The following is a 25,613-nucleotide window of genomic DNA, read 5'->3' on the forward strand; positions in this document are numbered from 1 at the left end:
TTTCAGCGGTTGGCATCGATCACGGCGCGCACTTCGGCGTCGGCCATCGCGAGCGGCGTACCGAGCACGTCGCTGCGGTCGGGGTGGTCGGCCCCGCCGGCGCCGACAAACCGCAGCCCGTTGCGCTGGCTCGTGTCGACCGTGACCTTCATCGACAGCCCCAGCTGCAGCGGATGCGCCGCCATCTGCGCCCGGTCCAGCGCAATGCGCACCGGCACGCGCTGGGTTACCTTGATCCAGTTGCCGGTCGCGTTCTGCGCGGGCAGCAGCGCAAAGGCGCCGCCGGTGCCGGCGTCCTGGCCGATCACCGTGCCGCGGAACACAACGCCGCGGCCGTAGACGTCGGCCGTCAGGGTCACCGGCTGGCCGATGCGAATGTCGCGCAGCTGCGACTCCTTGAAGTTCGCGTCGACCCATACACGGTCCAGCGGCACGACCGACATCAGCGCCACGCCGGGATTGATCTTCTGCCCGAGCTGCACGGTGCGCTTGGTGACCAGGCCGCTCACCGGCGCCGGCACTTCGGTGCGGGCCGCGGCAATGACCGCATCGCGCACCTGCGCGGCGGCGGCCATCACGTCGGGGTAGGTGTCGATCGACGTGCGATCGACCAGCGCGGTGCTGCCGGTGTGCTGCTGGCGCGCGACGTCGAGCCCGGCCTGCGCTGCGCGCATCGCCTCCTCGGCGTGCTGCACGTCCTCGCCCGAAATCGCGCCGCTGGCCAACACCTCGCGGCGCCGCGCAAGGTCGGCCGACGCGCGCGACAGCTCGACCCGCCGCAGTTCGACGGTGGCGCCCGCCTGCCCCGCGGCCGCGACCTGCGCACGCGCCTGGCGAACCGCCCGGGCCAGCCCTGCCTTGGCCCGGTCGAGCGCGAGTCGTGCGTCCACATCGTCCAGCCGGACGAGCGGCTGGCCGGCGATGACGTGGTCGGTGGTGTCGGCTTCGATCGCCGTCACCACACCGCCGACCTGCGCCGTGACCGTGACCACGTTGCCGTTGACGAAGGCGTCTTCGGTGGTCTCGCCGTGAAGGCCGAGGGAGGCCGCGTAGACCGCCACGACGGCACCCAACGCGACGGCCGCGGCACCTGCCGCGAGGGCGGGCGAGAAGCGGCGCTTGGCGACCGCGTCGGGCACTGGCGATGGTGCGGGTGCAGGTGTGGGGATGGGCGCAGGTGATGTCACGGGCGAGGCCGCGACCGGTTCATTCAGGTTGGCATTCATGGCGGTGTTCCTTCAGGAAAGGGTGGCTTCAGGACGCGGCGTGCGGTTCAGGCGAAGCGGCCGGCACGTAGCCGCCGCCGAGCGCGCGGATCAGGTTCAGCCGCAACTCGCGTTGGCGGCCGGCGGAATCGATGACCTGGCGCTGCTGCGCGAGCACCTGGGTTTCGGCAGCCAGCACCTGCAGGTAGCTCGCAAGGCCGCTGCGATAGCGGTCTTGCGCGAGTTCGTAGGCATGCCGCGCGAGGGTGAGCGCCTGGTCCTGCTCGGCGCTTTCGTCGGCGGACCATTTCAGCGACACCAGCTGCGCGACCACGTCGTGCAGCGCGGCGATCACCGTGGCGTTGTAGGTCTGGATGGACGCGTCGTGGTCGGCCTGGTGCAGGGCGAGATTGGCGCGCAGCCGGCCGCCGTCGAACACCGGCAACGAGATGGCCGGCCCGATGCCCAGCATGCGGCTTCCGGCAGCAAGAAAGTCCGCCAGCCCGATGCTCTGGAACCCGACGAAGGCATTCAGCGTGACGTTGGGGTAGAAGCCCGCGCGCGCCACTGCAATGTCTTGCGTCGTCGCCTCGACGCGCCAGCGCTCGGCCACGATGTCCGGGCGGCGCCCCAGCAGCTCGGCGGGCAGGTCGGTCGGCAGCGCCACCGGCCCGACGCTGGCCAGATGCGGCCGCTCGATGGCCAGGCCGGCGTCCGGGCCCTTGCCCTGCAGGGCGGCGATCTGGTTGTTGGCCAGCGCAATCGCTTCTTCGAGCGCGGCGATCTGGGCGCGTGCCGCGGGCAGCGCCGCTTCGGCCTGGGTCTGCTCCAGGGCGGAGTCGATCTGCATCGCCACGCGGCGCTTCACCAGCGCCAGGATCTCCTGGCGATGGCGCAGCGTGTCGCGGGCCAGGTCGCGTTTCGCGTAAGCCGTGTCAAGGCGCAGGTAGAGACGGGCGATGCCCGTCGTCAGCACCAGGCGCGCCGCCTGCGCGTCGACCTGCGCGGCGTGTGCGCGGTCGAGCGCCGCATCGAGCGCCGCGCGGTTCTTGCCCCAGAAGTCGAGCTCGTAGCTGGCGCCGATCTGCCCGTCATTGATCGAGCGCTCCTTTCCGGCCAGGGCCGGCGGGTAGATGCTGTTCTCGCTGAAGCGCTGCTGCGTGCCCTTGAGCGTGGCGTTCACCTGCGGCAGCAGCGCGGCGCCGGCAACGCCGGCCACCGCCTGCGCCTGGCGCACACGGGCATCGGCGATGCGCAGGCTCGGCTGGCCGTCGAGCGCGTCGCGCATCAGCTGGTCGAGTTGCGGGTCGCCCCATGGTGCCCACCAGTCGTCTTGCGGCCAGGCCGCGGGGGACAGCGGCGCGGCGGCCAGGCTGCGCTGCGCGGCCAGGTCATTCACCGCCAGCGGCTTGCCGTGCGTCTCCAGGTTGCCGGTGCTGGCGCAGGCCGTCAGCAGGCTTGCCGCAAGGGCAAGGCTGAGGGCAGAGGCGAGTGCGGTGGCTTTCATGGCGGTCTTTCGTGGCGGTTGTCGAGCGGTTTCGTCGATGACGCTTCAGGCGGGCAGCTTGCGAAAGGCGATCGCGAAGCGGTTCCAGGCATTGATGGTTGCGACCAGCAAGGTCAGGTCGACGATTTCTTCGGGGGTGAACTGCGGGCGCAGCTGGTCCCACACGGCATCGGGCACATGGGTCTCGGCGACCAGCGTCACCGCTTCGGTCCACGCCAGCGCCGCGCGCTCGCGGTCGCTGAAGAACGGCGACTCGTGCCAGACGGCCAGCGTTGCAAGCCGGCGCGGGTCTTCGTGCGCCTTCAGGGCGTCGCTGCTGTGCAGGTCCATGCAATAGGCGCAACCGTTGATCTGCGAGGCCCGCAGGCGCACGAGCTCGACCAGTGGCTTGTCGAGGCCGGACTTGGCGATGCGCTGCTCCAGCGCGCTCATCGCCTTCATGGCTTCGGGGCCGGCTTTGTAGAAATTCAGGCGGGGGTCCATGGCGTAGCTCCTTTGAAAGTGCCCTGGTTGGCAGGGCCGGTTGCTGATGGGGCTACGATACGGATGGCGGCAATCCTTGATAAGACGGCCATTTCATGAAGGATTGTTCTATTTCTAGGACGAAAAACAGGACAGCCCCGTGGACCTGAACGACTTGCGGTACTTCGCCCTCATCGTGGAGCACGGTGGCTTCAGCGCCGCCGAGCGCGTGACGCACATCACCAAGTCCAAGCTCAGCCGGCGCGTTTCGCTGCTCGAAGAGCACATGGGCGTGCGGCTGATACAGCGCAGCACGCGGCGCCTGTCCCTCACCGAGGCGGGGCAGGCCTTCTACCAACACTGCGCGGCGATGATGGTCGAGGCCGACGCGGCGCGCCTGGCGGTCGAGCAGTTGCGCGCGGCGCCGTCGGGCACGGTGCGCATGACCTGCCCCGTCTCCATCGCTCAGTTCTACCTGGCCCGCATCGTGGCGGACTACATGCGCCAGCAGCCCCATGTGCGCGTCGAGATCGACCCCACGGACCGGCTGGTCAACCTGATCGAGGAACGGGTCGACGTGGCGCTGCGCGTGCGCGATGCGGGCCTGGAAGACCCCAGCCTGATCTCCCGGCGCATCGCGTCCGGGCGCATGGTGCTGGTGGCGAGCCCGGCCTACCTGGCGGAACGCGAGCCGATCGTCGAACCCGCGCAGGTGCCGGCGCAGCACACCATCAGCGGGCTGCACGATGGCGCCGAGCAAAGCTGGAACCTGGTCGCCACCGACGGCAGGACCGCGAAGCTGCAGCACCGGCCCCGGCTGCTCTGCTCCGACTACACGGTGCAGTTCGAGGCCGCGGCCGGCGGCGTGGGCATCGCGTTGCTACCGCTGCGCATTGCGTGGCGCGGGCTCGAGAGCGGCGCGCTGGTGCGGGTGGCAAAGGACTGGGGCACGGCAGAGCAGTCGATTCACCTGGTCTACGTGAGCCGCCGCGGCATGCTGCCCTCGGTGCGGTCGCTGGTGGACCACCTCGTGCAGCACATTCCGACCGCAATGGCCTGATGCGGAGGCGAACCTCAGCATCGAGGACGCCTGCCGCACGCCGATGGCCTCAGGCCCTCGGCTGGTCCACCGCGTTGAGGCGCTTCAAGACCTCTTGGGCAAGCCGGGCGATGTCGTCCGCCAGATCGGACGCGATCCACATGATGTTGTCCCGGTGCCGCTCCCCTATGCCCTCGAACCACTCGCTCCAGTCGCCGTAGCAGCAACTCAGCAGAGATTGCAGTTGGGTCAACTTGTTCTCAAGAATGTCCGACGCGTCAGGCCCGTGGGGGGTGTCGTCGGATGAGGGCGTGTTTTGCCCGGCGATAATTCGATCAGCCATTTGATGTGCTTGCTTTCCAAAGTTGGTGCACGTTGAGTGGTCAGACGGTCAGGGTGTTCGCGCACCTTGGCCGTCGCCTTTTGTGCCTCACATCGACATCGCCGCGGGGTGCTTCGATGTCCCGCCGTGAGGCGCGGCGGTCATCCAATGTATGAAGAGAAGGGGCGCAATGGAAGCCTCGGCGCAGCGAAGAAATGCGCAATCGCGCAACTTTGCCCGTATCCGGAAACCAAAACATTGGCCCGTGGGCTAGCGGGTCATCAGAACGCGCAAGCGCTCGAAATGGTGGTCGCACCATCGCGCGTAAAGCGCCTCGTCGAAGTTCTTGATCTTGTAGAGATCGTTGGCATCGAAGTGCGAGAAGAAGCACTTCGACGTGCTGAGCACCACCCAGCTGATGACCCTGCCATGCGCGGGCCTCACCTCGTCCTGACCCAGCACAAGTTCCATGTCGTCGATGAGTGCGCCGAGCAGCGCATCGTCGAAGAAGCCCTCTTCGAACAGCGCATGGCAGAAGGTGCCTTCGATCTCGTCGTTCTTGTTGTCCAGAATGCGCTGGATGGCGGCACTGACATGCTGGTTCAGGTCGCTTGGCGGCCTTGGTGCTTTGGGGTTCATTGTTGCTTCCGTCCAGATTGGAGATGTCTCTCGCTCGAAACCTCGTTCTCTTGGGATATGGGCCGCGCCTCAAAGGCTCTCGAAGAAATAGGCCATCAAGGTGTTGTCGACGAAACCTTTGAGCAGCATGGTGCCCGACAGCGGCCGCATCGCAGCCTCGAACGCCACTTGCTCGAACTGCCGCGCTTCGAGCACCTTCACAAGCGGCGCGCAGAGCGCGTGCAGTTCGGCATGGCCCGCGCTGAGCTGCCACGCGCCGCCTGACAGCGCATAGGGCAGCACCACGAAGACCCGAAGGTCGAAGCGAATGAAGAACCGCGCCTGCAAGGCACGGCCGAAAGTGCATTCGACAAGGTGCGCGTAGAGATCGTTGGCGGGGCCGTGGCCTGTCGCGTGCACATGGGCCGCGCCGAACGCGTCGAGCACATCACCGAGCTCGCGTGTGGGTGCGTCGGCCAGCGGCTCGAAGCCGCTTGCTGCGGCGAAGGCTTCGAGTTTCTGGATGGTCGGCGTCATGGCAAGTGCAGGGGCCGGTCAAACGATCTCGGCGAACAGGCTTTCGAACACGGTCGCCGGCAAGCCGTCGAGCTGCGTGGTGCAGCCCGGTGCAGGCAAAAAGAAATACGCGTGCGCCACTTCCTGCAGACCCTGCGCCGCAAGCACGGCCCGGCCCTTGTCTATCGAAGCCCTCGCCGCTTCGGGCAACCTCGCGGGATCGATCGGGTGATTGACATTGCCCCGGTCGACCATGCCCCACTTCCTGTCGAAGCAGTAGACGGCAAACAGCGGCGCCTTCGACGAGATGTAGAAGCGAACATCGAATTCGAAGCGCTTCTTCAACACTGCGTCCCTCCCCGACAGCTTGCACGTCAGCGACTGCGCGGCGTTGTAGTTCATGTCGTCGTCCAGAACGAACGCCACGCCCGAAGCGCTCGACAGCGCAGTGCCCAGGCTGGCGACCAACCCGGCGTGGTCATGCACGCAGCCGATGGGCTGCGCTGTCGCATTCAGGATGAACGGTGGAAGCATCGCAACTGCGTGCGCGTCAAGGTGCTCGCCTCCGGCCTCAGTCGCAGAACGCCGCAAGCCCCATGCCCTGTTCTGCGGCGCGGTCAAGAATCCCGCGGATCGCCTTGAACGCCGCGATCTGCCCGCGATTTGCGCCAAGCGCGCCGGTGTTCGCGTCGAACACACGCTGCATCGTCACGACCTGCTCGGGGCGCAGCAGCGAGTCGTCGAAGTACGTGAGGTTGGCGCCCGCTTGCCTGCATTGGTCGAGCACAGCGGCCAGGGAGCGATGCGCATCGAAATCGATGGAACCCGCAAGCGCCAGCCCGCGAGGATCCTTGGGCATGGTCCTGCATGAAGGTGGGACGAAGTAGATGTCGAGCATGGGTCGCCGCTATTGTCGTCGGGGCATGGTCCTGGCCAGTTCGGCACAGCTCAGGCCCAGCCCGTCGGCGTAGCTGGTCAGCGGAACACCCAGCTTGATCTCAAGCGTCTTGAGCCAGTTGAAAAAGCCGATGGTCTGCGCTTCTTCAGCTTCACGCATCTCGAAAATTCCGTTGTCCGCATGCGACCTCTGAACGGCTTCGACGAGTGCGATGAAAGACGGCAGGTCTTTCTCGATGTCGGCCAGGTCCAGTGCCCGCAGGCCACGTATAAGGCGCAACTCTTCGTGCAGCGAAAAGATGGTGGGCAGCTTTGCCACAGCCTCGCGCAGTTCTTCGAGCGTCATGGGCGCTTGCATGGTGGCCGCACTCAACGCCGCTGCATCGAGCGGTAGTAGTCAGCGAGCGCGCCGTGCGGAAGCAGAGCGCCGGCAATCTTCGTCAGCACCTGCACGTCGCCCTCCTCTTTGCGGAAATGGACCGTGACACTGGAGGGAAGCAGCACCACCTGCTCGTCGCCCAGGTCGAAGCGTGTCGCGCCCTCGAAGGCGCTGGCAGCCTGCGAGGGCCCGGCAATGTCCGAGAAACCGGGCAGATCGCAATGGCCGAAGAAGTCGATGGTGTCGTGCGAGAAATTCTTTTCGGGGTCGAAGTGGAGGTTGAGGCTCCAGCCGTCGTAATCGAAGGTGTAGACGACCCCTGCCCCCGTGCGCCATTGCTCGTCGGACTCTTGCGCGCATGCTGTCTCTTCTGACGTGCTCATGCCAGCGGCCAGATGCACAGCGCCTCGCTCGAGGTAGTGCAGCAGGTCGAGATGCGCGGCGATGGTTTGCTTCAACGCTTTACGCCTTTCTTTGGGTTTGGCGTGGCCGGTGCGCAATGGACTTCAGGAGATCGTCGTGTATCTCGGCAATGTCCGGGTTGCTGCTGTCCTTGCAGACCGACATCAGCTTAGCCAGAGCATCCGGGAAATCGGCAGCCACCAAAAGCTCTGCCAGCCTCCGATACAGAAAACCGTCTTCGCTCGCAAGATAGCCGTCGAGTCGGCGATCCAAGGTCATCTCTACAATTTTTCGGCTGTCTAGAAAATGAGACGCGTACTGCTGCAGCACGGCCCTTGCCGTGACGAGGTTGTCGATGTTTCCGTCCACGGCAATGTCCATGACTACCGGGGCAATGTCGATCAGTTGCGCATCGCTCAGCCCGAGGGCATCGTCCCTCAGAAACCTCAGCGCGGCATCCTGCTCGGACAACGTGCTCAAGGCCAGAAGGATGATTTCCTTGAAGTCGCTCCGTGCCTTGAGGTCGTGTCTGCGCGCGAGCGACAGGCTTTCCGCCTCACGCGCAGAGCGCCATTCTTCAGGGAAAGCATTCGGACCGTTCATTTCTTTCCTGTATTGGTTCGCGCGCCGAACGTGTTCATTCCATGGCTCGCCGCCACTCGACGATCCATGGATGGGCGGCCAGGGAGGGTGCCAGTTGCCCGAGCGCATTCAGGAACTCGGTGCACACGGCAAGCAGCATGTCTTCGAGCGCCTTGATGTCCAGTTCCTCGACTTCCGGGTACGGGGTCCAATCGGTTCGGCTGACACAGCGAACTGCACATCTGTCGCGTTGCGGGAGAAATTCGAGTGTCCGCTCGATGCCCTGCTCGTACAAATCGATCACTGCGCGCTCTCGCGCCCGAAGCGCTTGCACCGCATCGGGCAGCTGCTCTAAAAATACGGCGAGATCTGTACGCACATCCACAGGCCATCGGGCCTGACCGAACCCGGCGATCAGGAACTCCGCGGACCCATCGAGCACGTCGCAGACATCCATCACGATGGATCGCACATCGTCCTCGTCGGGGTCATAGGCACGAGGCGATAGCTCCCGAGCCAGCCGCAGGGGACAGGCTCTCAATTCGATATGCATGAGCCGCGGCGTCGGGTACGCATGGGGTGTTCGCGAAGGCCTGAAGCGGCATCAACGTCATGGGGCCACTGCGTACTTGACATCCTTGTGCTTGATCTTGATTACCGAGTTCGTGAAGACGATTTCGTGGCCCAGAAAGCCGTCCTCAAGCAGCAGCACTTCGTCGATCAGCCAATCGCCGTGCGAACAGTCGGCCGCAGGCCATTCGCTCTTGGTTTTTTCGACTGCGTAAGACTGCACGTCGCTGTAGTGCAGCGTGATGCGTTTCCCATAAGCCCCGGCCAAGTGAATCTCGATATCGTTCGCCCGGAAGTCACCGTCTTCGAACTCCCGGACTAGCAGTTGCTCCAGCCTGGCATCGTGTGGGCACCGCTCGTCGCGGTGGTCGTAATGCCACGCCGCGCTCATGAACTCAAGGGCGTCCCGTGGCACCACGCTGCGTACCTGCTGCACGTAAGCCGGGTAGGCGGAACTGTCCATCGAGTAGCCATCGGTGGTTTCACTGAACTTGATAATTTTCATAGCTTGATCAACATCCTGCGAGCCCGCTCTTGCGCACGCGTGCCGAATATTCTCTGGCCGCAATGCGGCTGTTGGGCGTTCCCCTGGCGGGAAGCTTTCCCATCTTTCTCAACTCATCGACCGCGATGCCGTTCAAAGCGTTGGAGACCTTCGGGGTGACTTTCACGTCGGTCCCGACGGTCCCGTGCTTGTTGAAGAAGCCGTCCGGTCCGTAGATGCCAGCCTCCTGACCGTTGGGTTTGTACACATGCACTTCAAAAGACGAGCCGGCACCCGTATTGAATCGGTCGATTCTCCCTCTGTATCCGTCGGGCAGCGACAACGGCGCCTTGGGTGCCCAGCCCCAGGGGTCGATCCATGAGACGGGGTTGGGCGCATAGCCGTGCAGGTTGTTCCCGCCCAAAAGACCAATAGGGTCCGGACTGATGAACCGCCCGATGTCCGGATCGTAGAACCGAAAGGTGTTGTAGTGCAGCCCGGTGTCCCGATCGAGATATTGGCCCTGGAAGCGCAGGTTCTGCGCGACGGCTTGCGTTGTTTCCTCGGCAGCGCTGACAGGTCGGCCATTCAGCGACGTGAACTCCAAGTGCTCGGTAACTGTCGCCCCCCAGGTTCGATAGCTCGCGCGCCAGCATAGGTTGCCGTCGCTGTTGCTCAGTTCCTCCGGCAGGCCGGCGAGGTTATTGTGGAAGTGGAAGACCTGTGCGACCGAGGCGCTCTGGACGTGCTCGGCCTCTGCATCGAGCCGCGCCAGCGGCTCATAGCTGTCCGCCTCGTACACATAGCTCACCACCTGCGCGCCTCGGCGCTCCTCGATGAGCCGCATCCCCTCCCAGACAAACCGCGTGCTGCCGAACGCATCGTGCTTGGCCACCCGCCGCCCCATCGCGTCGTAGTCGAAGCGCGTGACCTGCGTGGTGGCCTCGGGCGTGTTCGGGCGCCGCGTGGTGTGCACGGCCACCAGCCGGCTCTCGTCGTCCCACTCGAAGCGCTGCGCGGTGTGCCTGCCCGACAGCTTGCGCACCAGCCGGCCGTGGCCGTCGTAGCTGTAGCGCTTGTCTTCGAACACGCGCACGAGGTTGTCGCGCACATAACCGGGCATATGAGCGGGCACGGCACCGCGCGGCGCCAGGCCGGCGAGCGAGGCGTCGAGCAGATTCCCGGCCGGGTCGTAGGCAAAGCGTTCGCTGTTGGCCGCGCCGCGCACGCTCTCTTCGATGCGCCCCGTGGCGTCGTAGCGGTGCGCCGTGGTGCCCTGCAGCGAATGGCGGCTCTGGCGCAGCTCGCCCACGGGGTCGTAGCTGTATTCCTTCATCAGCCCGTCGAGCAGGCGGGCCTCGGGCGTGCCGGCGTTGTCGATGGCCTGGCGCCAGGCGTTGTCGCGGGGGGTGAAGGCGGTGTTCAGCGCGCCGGGCCGGCACCATGCCGCGGCGCGGCGGCCCAGCGGGTCGAGCGCGAAGCGGGTGTGCAGCGCGCCCTGGCTGCGCCCCACCTCGCGGTGCAGGTCGTCGCGCTCGATGTCGCTGATCAGCTGGTGCACCGCAGGCGCATCGCCGCGCTGCTGCGACAGGTTGACCTGGTGCAGGTGGCCGGAGCCGTAGTACAGGTAGTTCAGCGCGCGCTGCACGCCTTGCTGGCCCGCATGCCCACCGAGCGCGGGCAGCACCGTCTGCGTGCGGTTGCCCAGCTCGTCGTGCGTGTGGCTCAGGCTGTGCGTTTCGCCGGTGAGCTCGTCGACAGCGGTCTCGCCGACCAGGCGGCCGAGCTTGTCGTAGGCGAACTCGGTGCGATGCAGCGCGCGCAGTTCGTCGGGTGCACCGGCGTGCACCACCTCCAGCTTGACGGCCTGGGTCAACCGGTCGAGCGCGTCGTAGCGGTACCTGTAGTGGTGGCTCGCGGTGCGCTTCTCGACGAGTCGGCCCACGGCGTCGCGCAGCAGCTCGGTGCGCAAGGGGCCGGCTGCGCGCTGCGGTTCGGCACCATCGCCATCGCCGTCCCCATTGCCCAGTGCGAGGTCGTCATCGCCGATGCCCGGCACGTGGGTGATGCGCACCGGCCAGCCCTGGGCGTCGTAGTCGACCAGCACGCGGGTGCCGCCCACGCGGCGTTCTTCCACCACCCGGTCGGCGGCGTCGCGCACAAATTCGAAGTGCAGCCCGTTCTCGTTGACCAGCGACTGCAGCCGCTGGGCGCTGTCGTAGTGCCACGCAATGCGGCGGCCTTCGGCGTCCTGCCGCGCCAGCGGCTGGCCGCGGCGGCCGAGCGCGAACTGCGTGCTGCGGCTCAGCGCATCGGTGGCGGCCACGATGCGGCCGGCCGCGTCATGGCGAAACGACTGGTGGCTGTTGTCGGGCTGCGAAACGGACAGCAGCCGCCCCATGGCGTCGTGGGTCAGCCGTGTGCGCTGGCCCGCGGCGTCGGTCACGGTCTGCAGGTGGCCCCAGCCGTCGTAGGCGTAGCGCGTGGTCTTGCCGGAGCAGTCGGTCAGCGAGACGAGCTGCGCGCACTCGTTCCAGGCCATGCGGTTGGTGCCGCCCTTGCCGTCGGTGATGACGATGGGCAGGCCGCGCCGGTCGTAGCTGTATTCGGAGGTGTGGCCCAGCGGATCGGTCTCGCGCACCAGGTTGCCCTGGTCGCTGTAGGCATAGGTCCACGCGCTGCCGTCGGCCAGGGTTTCTCGCCAGGGCTCGCCGAACTCGGTCCAGCCGGTGCTCTGGGTGCGGCCGAGCGCGTCGGTGCGGCTGCTCACGAAGCCCATGGGGTCGTACGCGCAGCGCGTGGTGGCGCCGCCGGGCTCGGTGACGGCGACGAGCTGGCGAAGTTCGTTGTACTGCGCCTGCCAGTGCCGGCCCAGCGCGTCGATGTAGTCGGTGACCTGCTGGTCGGCGTTCCAGTGCCAGGTGAACTCGCGGCCGAGCTGGTCGACGACCAGGGTCTGGCCATGGGACAGCGCATCGTCCGCAGCGGGCGGCACGCGGTGCACGGTGTAGCTCTCGCCGTCGTTGGTCCAGTGGCGGGCCACGTGCGCATCCTTGGCGGCACCGCGCCACTCGTAGTGGCACTCCAGCCCCGCCGCATCGGCATGGAAGCTCATCAGGCCCTGGGCGTCGTAGCCGAAGCGGCGCACCACCTCGCCGTTGCGGTTGGTCACGTCGAGCAGGCGGCCTTCGGCATCGTGCCGGTAGGCGACCAGCAGGCCGGGCAGCTCGCCGGGCGCGCCCGCCGCGAGTCGCACGCCGCTCAACCGGCGGCTGTCGCCCGCGTAGTCGAGCGCCAGCAGGCGCCCGGTGCGGTCGGCGAGCTGGCTCAGGCGGCCTTGCGCGTCGTGGCGCAGGTCGATGAAGTTGCCGTTGCGGTCTTCGAGCCGCGCGAGTTTCAGCGTCTGCGCGCGCGGCTGGTCTTCGGCCTGCGCCTCGAACAGAAAGAACAGCCCGCCGGGCACGTGAATGAAATAGTGGCCGCCCTCTGTGCGGCACAGGTCCAGCCCGTCGCGCAGGCTGTACTGCCGCTCGCCGGGCTCGATGTCGGGCAGCACCAGCGGCCTGCCCTGCTCGTCGATGAGCGTGACAGTGGGCTGGCCGGTGGCGTCGTGGCCCAGCCGCAGCTCCATCGCATAAGGCAGGCTCCAGCCCTGCCCCAGCGCGCCGTCGCGGCGCAGGTCGTGGCTGCTGTAGAAGCGCTGCCACGCAATGGGCAGCGGCCCGGGCAAGGTGAAGTCGAGCTCGCTCTCGCCGCCCAGAAACTTGCCGCCCGTGGCCGCGTGCACCGGGTTGCCGAAGGAGCTGACCATGCCGTGGATGCCCATGCCCAGCCCCACCGCGCCTTCGATCAGGCAGGGCAGCGCGTTCTTGCCCTGGCGCGCGAGCTTGGGCAGGCAGCGCAGGCCGCGGTAGATCATGACCAGGTTGAACACGGTCACCAGCACCTTGGAGATGAGCGGCACCTCATCGGCCACCTCGCGCACGCGCGCGGTCGGCCCGCCGATGAAGACGGTGGGCGAGCCTTCGCTCACCTTGGCGCCGCATTCGGTCTGGTCGTCCTTGCGCGAGGCGACGCCCCTGTTGACGAACACGGTCTCCGCGCCCTCGGCCAGCAGGACTTGCGGCGAGTCCTTGGCACAGCTCACCGTGTCCATGGGCATGTCGGGCGATGCGCGTGCCGCCCCGATGGCCTTGCTGTCGATGAACACGTCCAGCGAGGCGCTGGTGACCATGCCGGTGACGGTGAGCGTCTCGGGCACCAGCGCATCGGCAATCGATTCGCCCAGGCTCGCGCCGACGTAGCCGCCGGCCATGCGCGCGCCCACCACGATCGCACCCGCGACCAAGGGCCCCGCCAGGCCGCCGGTGCCGACCACCGCGGCGGCGGCCACGCCCACCGCGAAGCCCACGGCAATGCCGCCGATCAGCCCGCCCGCGAACTTGGCCCAGAACCGCGCGTGGGCGTTGGTGTGGGCAATGGGGTCGTGCAGCCGCGCCGCGGGTTTACCGGCCATGGGTCATGCGCGCTTCACGCCCTCGGTTCAAAGCTCGCGAGCGTGCGCTGCCACAGCGCGAGCGCCTCGGCGTCGAAGGGCACGGGGCTGCTGGCCGTGAGGATGAGCACCGCCTTGCCGTCGCGCTCGTTCGGCAGCAGGAACACGGCCTGGCGCTGGTACAGCGCCTGGCCGTTCTGCTTGAACTGGGTCGCCAGTTCGATGGCGCGCAGGTTCAACACGGCGGGGCCGACGGCGATCTCGTCGCGCGACAGCTCCTTCAGCTGGCTCACCTGCCGCGTGAGGTCGTTCATCTGCCGAGAGACGAACTGCGCCAGGTTCTCCTGCGCCCGCAGCGCGTCGCGGCTCACGATGAGCGTGGTGCCCGCGCCGTCGGGCATGGCCAGCACGTTCATCGAGCGGTCGATGCGGCCGTCGTCGGGCACGTCGAACCGGCCTTCCTGGATGTGGTACTTCATTCGAGCTGCTTTCTGGGTGGGCGCTAGGCCGGGTCGAAGGCCACGTGGGCCAGGCAGTCGGGGTTGCGCTCGGTGAAGCCGAACGACAGCCGGCCCCAGCCGAGCGTGGCGGTGTAGCTGGTGGACTCGTCGAGCGAGCGGCCGCGCGGCACGTCGGTGATCTCCAGCGCGGCATGGTGCTGCCGCACTTCGGCCAGCGGCACGCAGCGCCCCTGCAGGTCCAGCACCAGAAAGCCCGGGTGCGGCCCTTCGCGCTTGATGCGCAGGTCAATGCGCGACAGTTCCGTGCCGTCCGCCAGGCGCACCGGCGTGCCCTCGAAGAACTGGAACACGTCGCCGCCCGCGGCATGGGTGTCGTCGAGGGTGGTCGACAGCGCGTTTCCGACCTTCTGCGTGGAAAAGGGTATCTGCGCGGCCAGCGCGTCGATCGCTTGCCACAGGGTCATTGCCGTCGGGTTCACGGGGGGCGTCTCCTGGAATGTCATGGCCTAGTGCCTGCCGGCAACGCGCCTGTCGTAGGCGTCGCCGTAGTACTGCGTGTATTGCTGGCCGGTGGTCGATGTGCTCAGCGTGCCGTAGTACCGGCCGGCGGCGGCGCGCGCGGCCGCCCGGGTGCCGCCCTTGTTCAAGATGTTGTAGGCCTCGTTGAAGGCGGCCACGTTCTGCGGGTCGGCGCTTTGCAGAATGTCGACCTTGGCGGCGCGCCACACCTCGCGCCGCACCTGGATCTGGTTGAGCGCGGCCTCGCCCTCGGAGCCCAGCATGCTGTTGACGAAGGCGGTCTTGGACGAGGTGTCGGGCTTGAAGCCGTAGGAGTACATCGCGTGCCCGACCTCGTGCGACAGCGAGGCGGCGGCCGTGTAGGGCTTGTCGGCGCTGTTGCTGTCGATCACGATCTTCTTGCCGCGCGAATTGGTGTCGGCGTAGGTGCCGCCGCCCGCAGGGCCGTAGCCGATGCTCCAGCCGTGGTTCTTCAAGTACCTGAGCTGCCGCTGCAGCGTGGGCGAGCGGGCCGCGATGGCGTCCACGCCCCTGCCCAGCCCGGTGGTCACGTAGCCCGGCGGTGCGGCTGCAGGCGCGGACTTCTCGGCGGCCTCGGCCGATGTGGCGGCGGCCGCGGGCGCCACGGGCACGCCGTCTTCCATCACGGCCTCTTCGGCCTGGCTGCCGATGGGCGCCTCGCAGTTCAGGAAGATCTTGCTGCCGCGCTGGTCCAGCTCGCCGGTGAAGTTGACGAGCCCCTTCACCCCGTTGATCTGCACCGTGCCGTCGGCCAGCAGCACGATGGAGGCCTTGCCGCAGATCAGCGAGATGCTGGTCTTGCCGGTGACGAACACGTCCTGGTCGGCCGCCTGGATCACCACCGACTTGCGCCCGGTGACGTTGGCGTTGCTCTCGGTGGACGTGACCGAGGCATCGGCCTTCGACACCAGGTTGATGGCGCCTGCGCTCGCATGCGAGACGATGTCGCCGCCCGTCACCACGTTCACCTGACCGCCTTCGCTCACCTGCGTGAGCATGCCGCCGGCCACCAGTTGCGTGAGCTGCGCGCCGGTGGTCAGCGTCATGGCCGAGCTGGCGCGCACCGACACGCTCTGCCCCGAGCTCAGCACGATGGGCTTGGGGCTGATCATGGTCTGCCCCTCGGGGCTGACGATGGAGACCACGGGCTTGTCGATCTTGCGCGACAGGTCGAGCATCTGCTGTGCGTCGGCCATGGCGGGGTCGGCGTTGTCCGACACGCCCGCCTCGCCCAGGCCGCCGGCGGCCAGCGCCGCCACGGCCTGCGACGCGCCCCCTGCGGACTGCACGCCCTGCACCAGCCCCATGAGCGTCTGGTTCTTGCCCTGCGCCATGGCGCCGACCAGCGCCTTGGTGGCCGCCACGGCCTGGCCCGAGGCCTGCATCAGCGCGTTGCTCTGTGCCAGCGTGGCGCCCATGTGCGCATGGCCGTCGGGGTTGTCGCGCGAGGTGCGCTGCGCGTAGTCCTGCGTGTAGGTGGTCAGCAGCAGGCCCTTGTCGGCGCGGATGGAACCCCACTCGTTGGTGCGCAGCTCGAAGCCGTAGCTGCGCTGCACGCCCGAGCCCTGGTTCATGAGGTAGCCCATGTGCAGGTGGGTGTTGCCGTGGTCGGTCGACAGCTCGATGTGCTCGGTGCCCGCGCTGTCCTCGAAGCGCAGCATGTGCTTGCCGCCGCCGCCCTTGCTCCAGTTCGTCTGGAAGCCGGTCTGGGTCTTGTGGCGCGGCAGCTCCCACGGCGGCATTTGCGCGGCGTTGTAGACGCAGCCCGTCACGATGGGGTGGTCGGGGTCGCCGTTCAGAAAGTCGACGATCACCTCCTGCCCGATGCGCGGGATGTGCATGGCGCCGTAGTTGCTGCCGGCCCAGGTCTGCGACACGCGGATCCAGCACGATGCGTTCTCGTCGCGCTGGCCGTACCGGTCCCAGTGGAACTGCACCTTGATGCGGCCGTACTCGTCGGTGTGGATCTCTTCGCCCGCGGGCCCCACCACCACGGCGGTCTGCGGGCCGGTGGTGCGCGGCCGGGGCGTGACGCGCGCGGGCCGGTAGGGCGCGCTGTCGGGCAGCACCTCGAAGGTCTGGCGGTAGCTGGTGCTGCTGGTCGACTCGCTGTAGGCCGCGTCCACCGCGCCGACCACGCGCAGCGCGTTCTCCTGGAAGTCGTAGCGCACGGCCTCGATGAGGTAGCGCCGGTTGTCTTCGGCGTTGGGGTGGCGCGCCAGCTCGAACAGGTAGCCCGGCGCCATGTGGCGCAGGTTGCCTTCGGCGCTGACGAGTTCGCGCCGCCCTGCGATCTGCTCCAGCCGCAGGCGCGCGTAGTTCTCGCCGTCGCCCAGTTCGGTGTAGCCGCCGGGCCAGTCGTAGATTTCGAAGCTGTCGCGGCTGTGGCCGGCCGGCTGCTGGCGCACGGTGTCGATCTCGGCGTTGGGCTTCTTGAAGTCGTAGTCGTCGGCCGCGAAGTTGCCCGAGGCAATGTCCTCGGAGTGGGCCCAGGTGTCGATGAAGTCCTGCTCGAGGATCTGCGCGGCCAGCACGCCCGCGTGGTACGGCACCTTCACCGGGCCGGCGGGCAGGCTGGTGTGCGAATCGGCACCGTCGCACAGCACCAGCTGGTGGCTGCCCTGCGTGTGCGAGAAGAAGTAGTAGATGCCCTCCTGCTCCATGAGCCGGCTGACGAAGTTGAAGTCGCTTTCCGAGTACTGCACGCAGTACTCCCAGGTGCGGTAGTTGCCGCTCAGGCGCGCGTCGATGGCGAAGCCGTAGGGCGCGAGCACTTCCTGCAGGATCTGCGGCGCTGTCTTGAACTGGAAGATCTTGAAGTCGGAGCGCCGCGTGGCGTACCACAGCCAGGGCCGCAGCGTGGCCTCGTAGACGCACATGTCGCCGTCGTCCTTGCCCACGTAGGCAAAGCGCGTGACCTGCCCGCTCAGGAAGCGCTTGCCGGGGCCGCCGAGCTCGGTGGCCAGGTTCACCTCGATGCTCATGTCCTCGCCCAGCATGCTCTTTGCGGGGATGTTGGGCACGTCGCCAACGAGCCGCACGCGGTGCTCGAACAGTGCGGAGATGCGCTCCTGCCCCGTCATCGAACGGAACTTGAGGCGCTCGCCCCACGCACTGTGGGCGATGAAGCTTCGATTCATTCTTGTACTGCTCCCTGGACAACACGAGCGCGGCGTGCAAAGGCAACTGCAATGCCACCGCCCCCGCGCCCGGTCATGCCGCGGCGCGAGGCATCAACGCAACGAAGGCAGCCTCAGGCTTCCTTGTTTTCCTTGATGTTCCAGCCCAGCACCGTCTCGGCGCCCTTGCCGCCCTTGTCGGTCTGTTCCCAGTACTGCTGCTTGACCTTGGCGGCCTGGAAGGCGTACTGCACGAGCACCACGTCAGAGCCCTGCTCCGCCGTGTACTGCACCGAGGTGACGAGCACCTCCTCGAGCGTGACGCGGGTGTATTCGATCTGCGAGCCGCCGGCCTTGCACACCGACACCTCGACCTTGGACAGGTGCTTGCCGCTGGCGCAGTTCTTCAGCACGGAGGGTGCGGCCTTGTCGATGCGCGCGAGCACCTGCAGGTCGTTGAAGCTGGCCTTGCCCACGCCGCCGCCGCCGCCGCTGACCATGTTGCCGGGTTGGGTTGCGCCCCAGGCGAAGGACTTGATGTCGCTCCACTCCTTGTGGTTCGCGTCCTTGGATTCGCCGCCTGCGCCTTCGACGCGCATGAACATGTCTACTGCCATGAGATCAACTCCCTCAGTTGTTGCGTGCCCGGCCGGGCACTGTGGAACCAGCCGCCTTCCCTTGCAGGAGGGCGACAGCTAAACAAAACCTGACGGCACCCGGGTGCTGGTGACACAGCGGCACGGGGCCCTTTGCGAGGCGCAACGCTTTAGCGTTACATCGCGCCTTCGAATTCATTCTTGCCCACTGTCCGTTCGCTCGAATCGCAACGCATGCGTGACAGGGCGTTCGGTTTTTAACAAACTTTTCCTGTTTTATCGACGCGTGGCGCTGATCTTTTTGTCGATTTTTTCAGCGCGTGCGCGAAACAAAACAATAAGTTTTAAGTTGCCGCGTCTTGCGAAGACGCAATGAGCCAAAGGGCGCGCGGGTGGTGGTGGTCGGCGCGCACTCGGGCTCGCAAGGCCCGAACGGTAGGCGATGCGCAGGGGCGCTGCCAGTGCCGAAAGTAATGCGCAAAAAGCACTACAGGCTGTGCAAGCACTGCAGACTTCACTGCGGACGTGACTGCAGACGAGTCAAGCGGCCTGTTCGTAGCACCCGTGCGCCAGCAGCGTGACGCGGTAGATGCGGTCTTCCAGAAAGCTGTGCAGCACATGCACGTCGCACAGGTCGGTGCGCCACAGCTGGTAGCCGTCGTCGGGGTCCAGCACCTGCCTGAACGGGCGCGCCGCGGCCTTCGCCGTTGCCACGTCGAGCGTGTCGCTCATCAGCAGACCCCACGGCAACGGGCCTGTGTAGCCGCTGCTCTGAAAGTCGAGGTCGGCCCGGTAGCGCACGCCGCTCAGGCAAGGCTCGGCGCTGCGAGGGGCTGCGGGCACGGTGCCGGCCATGTCGGCACCGGGCTTGAAGTAGAGCTCGACGCCGAGTTCGCGCGCGCAATCGGCCTCGCCGTACGTGGCGATCTCGCGGGCCTTGCCGCCCAGCGCGAACGGCGCAAAGCGCGCGTCATGCTGCAGTTCGGCCAGCGGGCGGCCGAACTGCTGCGCGAACTGTTCGGGCGAGGGCACCGCACGCGCGAGCGCGGGTGCCACGCGCGGCCGCGTCATCGTCACCAGCCTGAGCCGGCCGGTACCGCGCTCGAAGCTCACGTCCACATCGGCGAGCGGCGACGACCACCGCGCCTTCGACACGTTCAGCCCCACGCGCCACAGTTCGGCGGGCGGACCCAGGCGCTGCAGCACGTCGCCGGCAATGTCCCCGGCGTGGAGCGCGAGCGGCAAGCGCCCCGCATACGGGGTCCATGGCGCGTTGAAGTGCAGCAGCAGCGAGACCCGGCTCAGCACCAGGCTGCCCTTGCTGCAAGGCGCGCCGTAGCGCGCCTCGTGGCGGTCCGCATCGGTGAAGAACAGGTAGATGCCGCGCCCCCGGTCCATCAGGCACAGGCGGTGGTCGGCACGGGCCTGGTTCAGGTCTTCGTCGTTCATCCACGCGAGCTGCTCCCAGCCCTGGACCAGCGCCTGCACGCCCGCGCTTTCCCAGGCGTGGCCCAGCAGGTCGCCGGGCGTGTCGAAGGCCATGTTGAAGTCGTGAGGCGGGCGGGTCATCGGCAGCACCGTAGCGCGCGAGGTGCTACTTGAAGGGCACCGAGAACGACAGGTTCCACAGCGAGGTGTCGTCCTGGTAGGTCGCGCGAAGCTGCAGGCCTTGCCGGGTCCACTGGTCCCACTCGACCACGTCGTCGTCTTCCTCGGTGAGCTCGGGCGTGCCGAACTCGCGCAGCGCGTCTTCGCGCGTGGCAATGGGGCCGCTGCTGAACGGCACCGGGCCCGCATAGGGCTTGAAGCTCTTGCTGGCGCGGCCGTAGGCAAAGGCTGCCACCAATATCGCCTGCCCCGCGTCCTTGGGGGCGCCCACTTTGCGCTCGTAGCCCTCGCGCTCCCAGAAGGCCAGCTCCAGCCCCAGTGCCTTGAGCTCGATGGCGTCGGAGCCTTCGGTGCGCAGCGTCTTGGCGGAGAGCGATTGAACGCTCGCGCCGGCGGATTTCAGAAGCCGCTCGAGGTTCGCGTCGAGTTCGGAGTGCCCGAGCAGGGGCAGTAGGTCGTTCAGTGTCATGCGTTGCGCTCCTGTGCGTTGGCGGTCATTTTCTAGCCGATTTCATGGCCTTCTTCAGCCACTTCGTCCATTCGTCGTGCGTCATGCGGGTGATCTCCTCGGCGGCCTCGCGGTACTTGCCCTTGCAGCCGGGGTCGTACTTGTCGATCTGCGCGAGGATCTTCTCGGTGTTCTCCTTGGCGGCCCGCTGCAGGTCTTGCGCGTCCCGCATGGGGCGCTTGAGGCCGTCGACCGTCTGGTGCTGCCGGCCGCCGTAGGTCTCGCTGTGGTCGCGGTGCAGCGCGGCGGGCGTGGCGATGGTCGGCGCGCTGTCGACGATGGCGGTCTTCTCGGCCTTGGTGAGCGGCGCGCCCTTGATGTCGGCGGCACGCTCCAGCAGCGCCTTCTGCGAGGGCACGTGGTCCCAGTTGACGCCTTCGTTGTCGTGCTTGGCGCGGTCGCTGTAGGGGCCCTTCTGCCCGCACTTCGGCTTGGGCTTGGGCTTCTTCTTGACCTGGGTGTCCTTCTTCTTCGACCCGCCGGCCTCGGCCTCGGCTTTCTTGCCTGTCTTCCTGGCGCCGGCCTTTGCCGTGGCCTCGGCGGCCTCTTCGGCCTCCCGCTTCAGCACGCGCTCGGCCACCAGCTTCTCGGCCTCCTTGACAGCCGCGCGCTCGCCGCCCTTCACCGCCCCCTTGAGCGCGAGCTTGCCCGCCTTCGCCGCGATGCCGCCACCCGGCACCAGGTTGGCCGCCGCCGATGCGCCGGAGATGGCTGCGTTCACATAGTCGCCCTCGGCCGCGTAGATGGCCGCGTTGGCGCCGTCCGAGAAGATGCCCACCACGGGAATCACGCCGCCCACGTCCAGCACCGTGTGCGTGATGGAACTGCCCCAGCTGCCCCACCAGCTTTGTTCCTTCGGCGTTTCGGGCTCCACCGGCGGGTTGGCCTGGCGCGCCGGCACCTGCGTGGACGGCGTTTCGCCGACGACGGGGCCCACGGTGTTGCCGTTGGCATTGGTGCCGCCGGCCCTGGTCGCGAGTGCGGCGCCCGGCGAGGGCACGGGCTTGGGCTCGTCCTTGGTCTCGGGGTTGTCCCACCAGTCGTTCGGTGTGGTCGTCTTGTCGAGCGCTTGCAGCTCGGGTGTCCAGTGGCCGGGCTGGCCCTGCGGAAACTGTTCGCTGCCCCACTGCAGGACCTGGTCGTTGCCCGAGAAGTAGCCCTGCGCCGTGACGAGCTCGGGCGTCTTGAAATACTGGAACGACTGCGGCCCCTGGGACGGCGTGGCGTACCAGCCTTCACGAAAGCCCATGGCGCCTCCTGCGAGCGCGTTCGCGCAACCGCGCCTTCATTGGCCGTTCATCCAGAACAGGTCGTCGTGCCGCACGAACAGCTTGCCCTCGGCGCGCACGGTGCCGCTGTGCTCCAGGGGGTAGCACTTGCCCTGCACCGTGCCGCTCTTCACGCCCTTGGCCGCGCCCGCCGCGTCGCCGAGGGTGGTGGGCACCACGCTCATGTCGTAAACCACCACGGGGTGCCCATTGGCGCGCACGCTGCGGGCCACGGCGGTGGTGCTGTCGAGCTGCGCCGTCACGGGGTAGGGCACGGGCGGAATGGCGCTGCCCATGGGCGTCTTGCAGACGTCGGGCGCCAGGCTCACGACCTTCCAGCCGCCCTGCTTGCGTGCAGCGACGTTGGCGCTCATGGCGCGGGCTCCAGGGCCTTGGCGGGCGATGCCGCGCGAACCAGCGGCGCGGCGGGGTCGGTCTCGAAGCGCGCCTCGATCACCCGCACCGGCGCATCGGACGGCAGCCACACGCGGTGCACCAGCGAAAGCGCAAGGCCTTCGGCATCGACGAGCAGCGTGTCGGTCACCATGGGCAGCGGCAGCAGCACGCCGTTGTCCAGCCGCAGCAGCACCAGCGCGCGATGGCCGGGCAGCGTCACGCGCAGCTGGCCGTCGGGCGTGGCGGCCGGGTCGGTCAGGTTCCACAGCGCGATGCATGCGTCCGGCGGCAGGTATGCCGTCTGCTGGTCCGCGGGCGCCGCGTTCCAGTAGCCGAAGTCGAAGTCGTGCGGCGGCCACGGATGGCGCTGCGCGAGCCAGGTGTCGTCGTAGGTGCCGGCCAGCGCCAGCCGCGGCGCCCAGGCGCGGCCCACCACGCCCAGGCCGGCGGGTTCGCGGCCGTAGCCGCGCGCCGCTTCGGCCATGGCGCGCGCATCGAGGTCGATGCCGGTGTGCCTTGCGAGCACGGGCTGCTGCATGGGCTCGTGCAAGGGCTCGATCTGCGGCGCCGGCAGGCGCTCGGTGTCAGCCAACCCGAGGTGGCGTGCCTGCTCGATGGCACGGCGCTCCAGCCAGCCCTGGCCCAGCGGGTTGGCGAAGCACACCTCGTTCAGCACCGGCGGTTCGTCGTCCGGCGCGCCGGGCCGCCGCAGCAGGCTGCGCCCGCCGAAGGCGTGCTCCCAACGCATGGGCAGCCGGGCGATGGACTCGCTGGCCGTGCGCGCCCATTCGCGCTTGTTGCGCAGGTAGAGCAGCGAGGGGCCGCTCACGCGCAGCCGCTTGTCGAGCACCGCGCGCGGGGCCGCCTCGGCCTGCGCGCGCTGCCGCTCGTCGTGCCATGCGGCCTGCTGCTGCGGCGTGAGCCGCGCGCCCGGGTGCAGGGGCTTGGGCGGCTGCGGCGTTTGCGCCCACTGGCGGCCGGCCGTGACCTGCAGGCGCACCTCCCACTCGGGTGCTGGAACGCCGCGCGGCGCATGGGCCGTGGCGTTCACGATCACGTCGCAGCGCGGCTTGAAGGGCGCCAGGTCGCTCTCTTCGCGCGGGCTCGACGCGCCCTCCTCGCCCCAGTAGGCATCGGCCAGGCACAGCGGCACCGGGTCGTCGTCGTTGACCTCGGCACGCCAGCCACCGTGCGGCCCGCGCACGAGCCGGTAGCCGACCTTCATGGCGACCACCCGGTACTCGCGGTCGCTCGGCGTGGCCGCGCGAAAGCACAGGGCGTCGAAGGGCGTGAGATTGCGGAACTCCACGGTGCGTGCTTGCGCGGCCTCAGTTGAGGTCGATGTCCTTGCCGCTCACCTGCACCGGCCCGCTGGCGGAGAAGTCGAAGGACGAGCCGTTGATGGTCACCACGCCCTCCGAGGTCATGACCAGCGAGCTCTTGCCGCACAGCAGCTCGATGCGGTCGCCGGCCTGCAGCGTGAGCGTCTTGCCCACGTCCACGCGCTTGGACTGGCCCACCTGCTCGGTCTGCATCAACGCCACCGTGGTGTTCATGGCCGCGCCCACCGTGACCTGGTAGCCCAGCCCGATGGTCAGCGCCTTGGCCAGCCCGATGGTCAGCGCCTTGGCCAGGCCGATGGTCTCGGCCTTGGCCAGCGCCACCGTCTCCACCTTGGCGCCGCCGATGGTCACGCTGCGGTGCTCGCCGATATGAATGGTCTCGTTCAGGCCCACGCGCTCGCTGCGGTTCATCCCGATGCCGATGGTCTCGTTCAGGTCGACGGTTTCGGTGCAGTTCCTGTGCACGGTGATGGTTTCGTCCAGGTCCACCGTCTCGGTGCGGTTCTTGTGGATGGCGATGGTCTCGTTGCCGTCCACCGTCTCGGTGCGGTCGTTGTGCACGGTGATGGTCTCGTCGTGGCCCACCGTCTCCGTGCGGTCGTGCTTCACGTGCACGGTCTCGTCGCGGTCGACGGTCTTGCTGCGGTCGCGGCCCACCCAGTGGGTCTCGTCGTTCTCGACCTCGATGTCCTGGTTGCGCTCCGCATGCAGCCACAGCTGCTCGGCGCCCTTCTTGTCCTCGAAGCGCAGGGCGTTGGCGTTGGCGTCGCTCGCGCCTTCGGAGCTGCGCGTGAGCAGGCCGCTTTGCGTGGCGTTGTCCGGCAGCGGCCACGGCGGCATGTTGTCGGCGTTGTAGACGCGGCCGGTGACGATGGGGCGGTCGGGGTCGCCGTGCTCGAAGTCAACGATCACCTCCTGCCCGATGCGCGGTATCTGGATGCCGCCGAAGTTGGTGCCGGCCCAGGGCGAGGACACGCGCACCCAGCACGAGCTGTTCTCGTCCTTGCTGCAATAGCGGTTCCAGTGAAAGCTCAGCTTCACGCGGCCGTAGGCGTCGGTCCAGATCTCGCGCCCCGCGGGGCCGGTGACGATGGCCGTCTGCGGCCCCGTGGTGCGCGGCCGCGGCACGGCGGGCGCATTCGCGCGAAAGACCTTGCTTGCGGGAATGGCCTCGAACTCGACCCGGCACTCGAAGGGCTGCTGTGCGCTGGCGTCGCCGATGTCCTGCAGCCGCAGGTGCGCGGCCGTCACCAGGTACTGCCGGTTGGCCTCGTTCTGCGGATGCCGCTCCAGCGTGAGCAGGCAGCCCGGCACCACCGCGCGCAGGTTGCCCGCGCCGCTGGCGCGCTCGCCCTGGCTGCCGCTTTCTTCCATGCGCGTGCGAGCGAGCTGCTCGCCCTCGGACTCCACTGCGTAGTCGCCCGGCCAGCCGTAGCGCTCCATGCCGCTGTGCGCCGTCTTGCGCGGCATGGCGCTCACTTGTTGCAGGCGGGCCCTGGGGCGCGTGAAGTCGAAGTCGTCGGTCACCCAGCGGCCGCTTTGCAGCGCTTCGCAGGCGTTGAAGCGGTCGCAGTGCTCTTCGCGCACGGTGTCTTCGGCGCCGTGGAAGGGCACCTTCTGGTAGGCCGCATTGGCAAAGGGCTGGTGCGAGGCCATGTCGTCGACGATCACCAGCTTGTGGCTGCCGTCCGCGTGCGCGAAGAAGTAGTACAGGCCCCACTCGTGCAGCAGCCGCGCGACGAAGTCGAAGTCGCTCTCGCCGTACTGCACCTGGAACTCGCGCGCGGGGTAGCTGCGCGTGGCCTTGATCTCGTGCGCGAAGTCGTATTCGCCGAGCACCTCGCCCACGATGTCGGTCACGCGCTTGTGCTGAAAGATCCGGTAGTCGCTGGTGCGCGTGGCCAGCGTGAGCCAGGGCTCGATGACGGCCTCGTACAGCGCGCGGCGGTTCTCCAGCCGCACGAAGCGCACGCGCGTGACCAGTCCGCTGACGTGGCGCCGGTCGCCGTCCGCGCCCGGGCGGCCGTCGAGCACGATGTGCACCGTCAGCACCTCGCCCACCAGCCTCTTGATGTCGACGTTGGCGGCCTGCCGGGGGTTGTAGCCCGCCTGCTCGGGCGTGGCCAGGGTCACGGTGTAGCGGAACAGGCTGCTGAGCGCCTCGTCGCCGTCGATGCGCACCGGCTCCAGCGCCGGCTCGCCGCCCAGCGTCGGCATGGCGGCGCAGGACGCGCTCAGTACGCGGACGGACCGCGCCGGGCCTGTTGGCATGAGACTCTCCCTACGTTCGAATAAA

General features: G+C 67.8%; 25 protein-coding genes. 1 reads left to right on the forward strand and 24 read right to left on the reverse strand.

All coding sequences use genetic code 11. From position 1 onward, the window contains the following. Positions 1-2: 2 nt before the first annotated feature. From ACSFBM_RS12150 to ACSFBM_RS12160, 3 genes are read right to left on the reverse strand one after another with little or no spacing between them, the layout of a single operon-like run. Complete coding sequence (locus ACSFBM_RS12150; protein WP_435484562.1) at positions 3-1,226, reverse strand: efflux RND transporter periplasmic adaptor subunit; 1,224 nt, start codon at positions 1,224-1,226, stop codon at positions 3-5. A gap of 28 nt (positions 1,227-1,254) precedes the next feature. Next, complete coding sequence (locus ACSFBM_RS12155; protein ID WP_435484563.1) at positions 1,255-2,712, reverse strand: efflux transporter outer membrane subunit; 1,458 nt, start codon at positions 2,710-2,712, stop codon at positions 1,255-1,257. A 45-nt stretch (positions 2,713-2,757) separates the two neighbouring features. Beyond that, on the reverse strand, positions 2,758-3,195 hold the full coding sequence (locus tag ACSFBM_RS12160; protein ID WP_435484564.1) for a carboxymuconolactone decarboxylase family protein: 438 nt from the start codon (positions 3,193-3,195) through the stop codon (positions 2,758-2,760). A 139-nt stretch (positions 3,196-3,334) separates the two neighbouring features. Between ACSFBM_RS12160 and ACSFBM_RS12165 the strand changes: the two genes are divergently transcribed. Further along, positions 3,335-4,234: a LysR substrate-binding domain-containing protein gene (locus ACSFBM_RS12165; RefSeq protein WP_435484565.1), complete on the forward strand. Its 900-nt coding sequence runs from the start codon at positions 3,335-3,337 to the stop codon at positions 4,232-4,234. 49 nt (positions 4,235-4,283) lie between these two features. Here ACSFBM_RS12165 and ACSFBM_RS12170 read toward each other — a convergent pair whose 3' ends face one another. The 21 genes from ACSFBM_RS12170 to ACSFBM_RS12270 all read right to left on the reverse strand — a co-directional run bounded on the left by ACSFBM_RS12170 (position 4,284) and on the right by ACSFBM_RS12270 (position 25,588). Beyond that, the gene (locus ACSFBM_RS12170; RefSeq protein ID WP_435484566.1) at positions 4,284-4,556 is read right to left on the reverse strand and encodes a hypothetical protein; all 273 of its coding nucleotides are present in this window, start codon (positions 4,554-4,556) and stop codon (positions 4,284-4,286) included. A gap of 249 nt (positions 4,557-4,805) precedes the next feature. Next, positions 4,806-5,174, reverse strand: a complete 369-nt coding sequence (locus tag ACSFBM_RS12175) for a hypothetical protein (protein WP_435484567.1) — start codon at positions 5,172-5,174, stop codon at positions 4,806-4,808. A 69-nt stretch (positions 5,175-5,243) separates the two neighbouring features. Continuing rightward, positions 5,244-5,690 carry a hypothetical protein gene (locus tag ACSFBM_RS12180; RefSeq protein WP_435484568.1) on the reverse strand — a complete coding sequence of 149 codons (447 nt, stop codon included), beginning with the start codon at positions 5,688-5,690 and terminating at the stop codon, positions 5,244-5,246. Between the two features lie 18 nt (positions 5,691-5,708). Next, on the reverse strand, positions 5,709-6,290 hold the full coding sequence (locus ACSFBM_RS12185; RefSeq protein WP_435484569.1) for a hypothetical protein: 582 nt from the start codon (positions 6,288-6,290) through the stop codon (positions 5,709-5,711). After that, a complete protein-coding gene (locus ACSFBM_RS12190; RefSeq protein WP_435484570.1) occupies positions 6,241-6,567 on the reverse strand; it encodes a hypothetical protein in 327 nt (108 codons plus the stop codon). The genes ACSFBM_RS12185 and ACSFBM_RS12190 overlap by 50 nt, the downstream gene beginning before the upstream one ends. 9 nt (positions 6,568-6,576) lie before the next feature. Then, on the reverse strand, positions 6,577-6,912 hold the full coding sequence (locus tag ACSFBM_RS12195) for a hypothetical protein (protein ID WP_435484571.1): 336 nt from the start codon (positions 6,910-6,912) through the stop codon (positions 6,577-6,579). Between the two features lie 23 nt (positions 6,913-6,935). Continuing rightward, positions 6,936-7,403 carry a hypothetical protein gene (locus ACSFBM_RS12200; RefSeq protein WP_435484572.1) on the reverse strand — a complete coding sequence of 156 codons (468 nt, stop codon included), beginning with the start codon at positions 7,401-7,403 and terminating at the stop codon, positions 6,936-6,938. 4 nt (positions 7,404-7,407) lie between these two features. Next, entirely contained in the window at positions 7,408-7,950 is a 543-nt protein-coding gene (locus ACSFBM_RS12205) for a hypothetical protein (RefSeq protein WP_435484573.1), read from the reverse strand. Positions 7,951-7,984: 34 nt separating this feature from the next. Further along, positions 7,985-8,482, reverse strand: a complete 498-nt coding sequence (locus tag ACSFBM_RS12210; protein WP_435484574.1) for a hypothetical protein — start codon at positions 8,480-8,482, stop codon at positions 7,985-7,987. 57 nt (positions 8,483-8,539) lie between these two features. After that, positions 8,540-9,004, reverse strand: a complete 465-nt coding sequence (locus tag ACSFBM_RS12215) for a hypothetical protein (RefSeq protein WP_435484575.1) — start codon at positions 9,002-9,004, stop codon at positions 8,540-8,542. Positions 9,005-9,011: 7 nt separating this feature from the next. Then, a complete protein-coding gene (locus ACSFBM_RS12220) occupies positions 9,012-13,499 on the reverse strand; it encodes an RHS repeat-associated core domain-containing protein (RefSeq protein ID WP_435484576.1) in 4,488 nt (1,495 codons plus the stop codon). Between the two features lie 14 nt (positions 13,500-13,513). Beyond that, positions 13,514-13,957, reverse strand: a complete 444-nt coding sequence (locus ACSFBM_RS12225; RefSeq protein ID WP_435484577.1) for a DcrB-related protein — start codon at positions 13,955-13,957, stop codon at positions 13,514-13,516. A 23-nt stretch (positions 13,958-13,980) separates the two neighbouring features. Next, complete coding sequence (locus ACSFBM_RS12230) at positions 13,981-14,418, reverse strand: hypothetical protein (protein WP_435484578.1); 438 nt, start codon at positions 14,416-14,418, stop codon at positions 13,981-13,983. A 27-nt stretch (positions 14,419-14,445) separates the two neighbouring features. Continuing rightward, entirely contained in the window at positions 14,446-17,619 is a 3,174-nt protein-coding gene (locus ACSFBM_RS12235; RefSeq protein ID WP_435484579.1) for a type VI secretion system Vgr family protein, read from the reverse strand. Between the two features lie 113 nt (positions 17,620-17,732). Then, positions 17,733-18,215, reverse strand: coding sequence for an Hcp family type VI secretion system effector (locus ACSFBM_RS12240; protein ID WP_435436280.1), 483 nt, complete (start codon positions 18,213-18,215; stop codon positions 17,733-17,735). A 519-nt stretch (positions 18,216-18,734) separates the two neighbouring features. Then, positions 18,735-19,763 (reverse strand): hypothetical protein, encoded by a 1,029-nt coding sequence (locus ACSFBM_RS12245; RefSeq protein ID WP_435484580.1) that lies wholly within the window; start codon positions 19,761-19,763, stop codon positions 18,735-18,737. A gap of 25 nt (positions 19,764-19,788) precedes the next feature. Then, entirely contained in the window at positions 19,789-20,271 is a 483-nt protein-coding gene (locus ACSFBM_RS12250; RefSeq protein ID WP_435484581.1) for a hypothetical protein, read from the reverse strand. A 25-nt stretch (positions 20,272-20,296) separates the two neighbouring features. Further along, positions 20,297-21,559, reverse strand: coding sequence for a hypothetical protein (locus tag ACSFBM_RS12255; RefSeq protein WP_435484582.1), 1,263 nt, complete (start codon positions 21,557-21,559; stop codon positions 20,297-20,299). 36 nt (positions 21,560-21,595) lie between these two features. After that, positions 21,596-21,952, reverse strand: coding sequence for a DUF4150 domain-containing protein (locus ACSFBM_RS12260; protein WP_435436276.1), 357 nt, complete (start codon positions 21,950-21,952; stop codon positions 21,596-21,598). Next, a complete protein-coding gene (locus ACSFBM_RS12265) occupies positions 21,949-23,283 on the reverse strand; it encodes a DUF2169 family type VI secretion system accessory protein (RefSeq protein WP_435484583.1) in 1,335 nt (444 codons plus the stop codon). The genes ACSFBM_RS12260 and ACSFBM_RS12265 overlap by 4 nt, the downstream gene beginning before the upstream one ends. Before the next feature lie 19 nt (positions 23,284-23,302). Next, a complete protein-coding gene (locus ACSFBM_RS12270) occupies positions 23,303-25,588 on the reverse strand; it encodes a type VI secretion system Vgr family protein (protein WP_435484584.1) in 2,286 nt (761 codons plus the stop codon). Positions 25,589-25,613 lie beyond the last annotated feature (25 nt).

Origin of the sequence: Variovorax pasteuri, assembly GCF_051216435.1 — a bacterium.
Taxonomy (GTDB): domain Bacteria; phylum Pseudomonadota; class Gammaproteobacteria; order Burkholderiales; family Burkholderiaceae_C; genus Variovorax.

Coding starts and splice junctions, on each gene's coding strand:
- ACSFBM_RS12150 (WP_435484562.1), bottom strand. CDS start 1,226: ATGAATGCCAACCTGAATGAACCGGTCGCGGCCTCGCCCGTGACATCA.
- ACSFBM_RS12155 (WP_435484563.1), bottom strand. CDS start 2,712: ATGAAAGCCACCGCACTCGCCTCTGCCCTCAGCCTTGCCCTTGCGGCA.
- ACSFBM_RS12160 (WP_435484564.1), bottom strand. CDS start 3,195: ATGGACCCCCGCCTGAATTTCTACAAAGCCGGCCCCGAAGCCATGAAG.
- ACSFBM_RS12170 (WP_435484566.1), bottom strand. CDS start 4,556: ATGGCTGATCGAATTATCGCCGGGCAAAACACGCCCTCATCCGACGAC.
- ACSFBM_RS12175 (WP_435484567.1), bottom strand. CDS start 5,174: ATGAACCCCAAAGCACCAAGGCCGCCAAGCGACCTGAACCAGCATGTC.
- ACSFBM_RS12180 (WP_435484568.1), bottom strand. CDS start 5,690: ATGACGCCGACCATCCAGAAACTCGAAGCCTTCGCCGCAGCAAGCGGC.
- ACSFBM_RS12190 (WP_435484570.1), bottom strand. CDS start 6,567: ATGCTCGACATCTACTTCGTCCCACCTTCATGCAGGACCATGCCCAAG.
- ACSFBM_RS12195 (WP_435484571.1), bottom strand. CDS start 6,912: ATGACGCTCGAAGAACTGCGCGAGGCTGTGGCAAAGCTGCCCACCATC.
- ACSFBM_RS12205 (WP_435484573.1), bottom strand. CDS start 7,950: ATGAACGGTCCGAATGCTTTCCCTGAAGAATGGCGCTCTGCGCGTGAG.
- ACSFBM_RS12210 (WP_435484574.1), bottom strand. CDS start 8,482: ATGCATATCGAATTGAGAGCCTGTCCCCTGCGGCTGGCTCGGGAGCTA.
- ACSFBM_RS12215 (WP_435484575.1), bottom strand. CDS start 9,004: ATGAAAATTATCAAGTTCAGTGAAACCACCGATGGCTACTCGATGGAC.
- ACSFBM_RS12220 (WP_435484576.1), bottom strand. CDS start 13,499: ATGGCCGGTAAACCCGCGGCGCGGCTGCACGACCCCATTGCCCACACC.
- ACSFBM_RS12225 (WP_435484577.1), bottom strand. CDS start 13,957: ATGAAGTACCACATCCAGGAAGGCCGGTTCGACGTGCCCGACGACGGC.
- ACSFBM_RS12235 (WP_435484579.1), bottom strand. CDS start 17,619: ATGAATCGAAGCTTCATCGCCCACAGTGCGTGGGGCGAGCGCCTCAAG.
- ACSFBM_RS12240 (WP_435436280.1), bottom strand. CDS start 18,215: ATGGCAGTAGACATGTTCATGCGCGTCGAAGGCGCAGGCGGCGAATCC.
- ACSFBM_RS12245 (WP_435484580.1), bottom strand. CDS start 19,763: ATGACCCGCCCGCCTCACGACTTCAACATGGCCTTCGACACGCCCGGC.
- ACSFBM_RS12250 (WP_435484581.1), bottom strand. CDS start 20,271: ATGACACTGAACGACCTACTGCCCCTGCTCGGGCACTCCGAACTCGAC.
- ACSFBM_RS12255 (WP_435484582.1), bottom strand. CDS start 21,559: ATGGGCTTTCGTGAAGGCTGGTACGCCACGCCGTCCCAGGGGCCGCAG.
- ACSFBM_RS12260 (WP_435436276.1), bottom strand. CDS start 21,952: ATGAGCGCCAACGTCGCTGCACGCAAGCAGGGCGGCTGGAAGGTCGTG.
- ACSFBM_RS12270 (WP_435484584.1), bottom strand. CDS start 25,588: ATGCCAACAGGCCCGGCGCGGTCCGTCCGCGTACTGAGCGCGTCCTGC.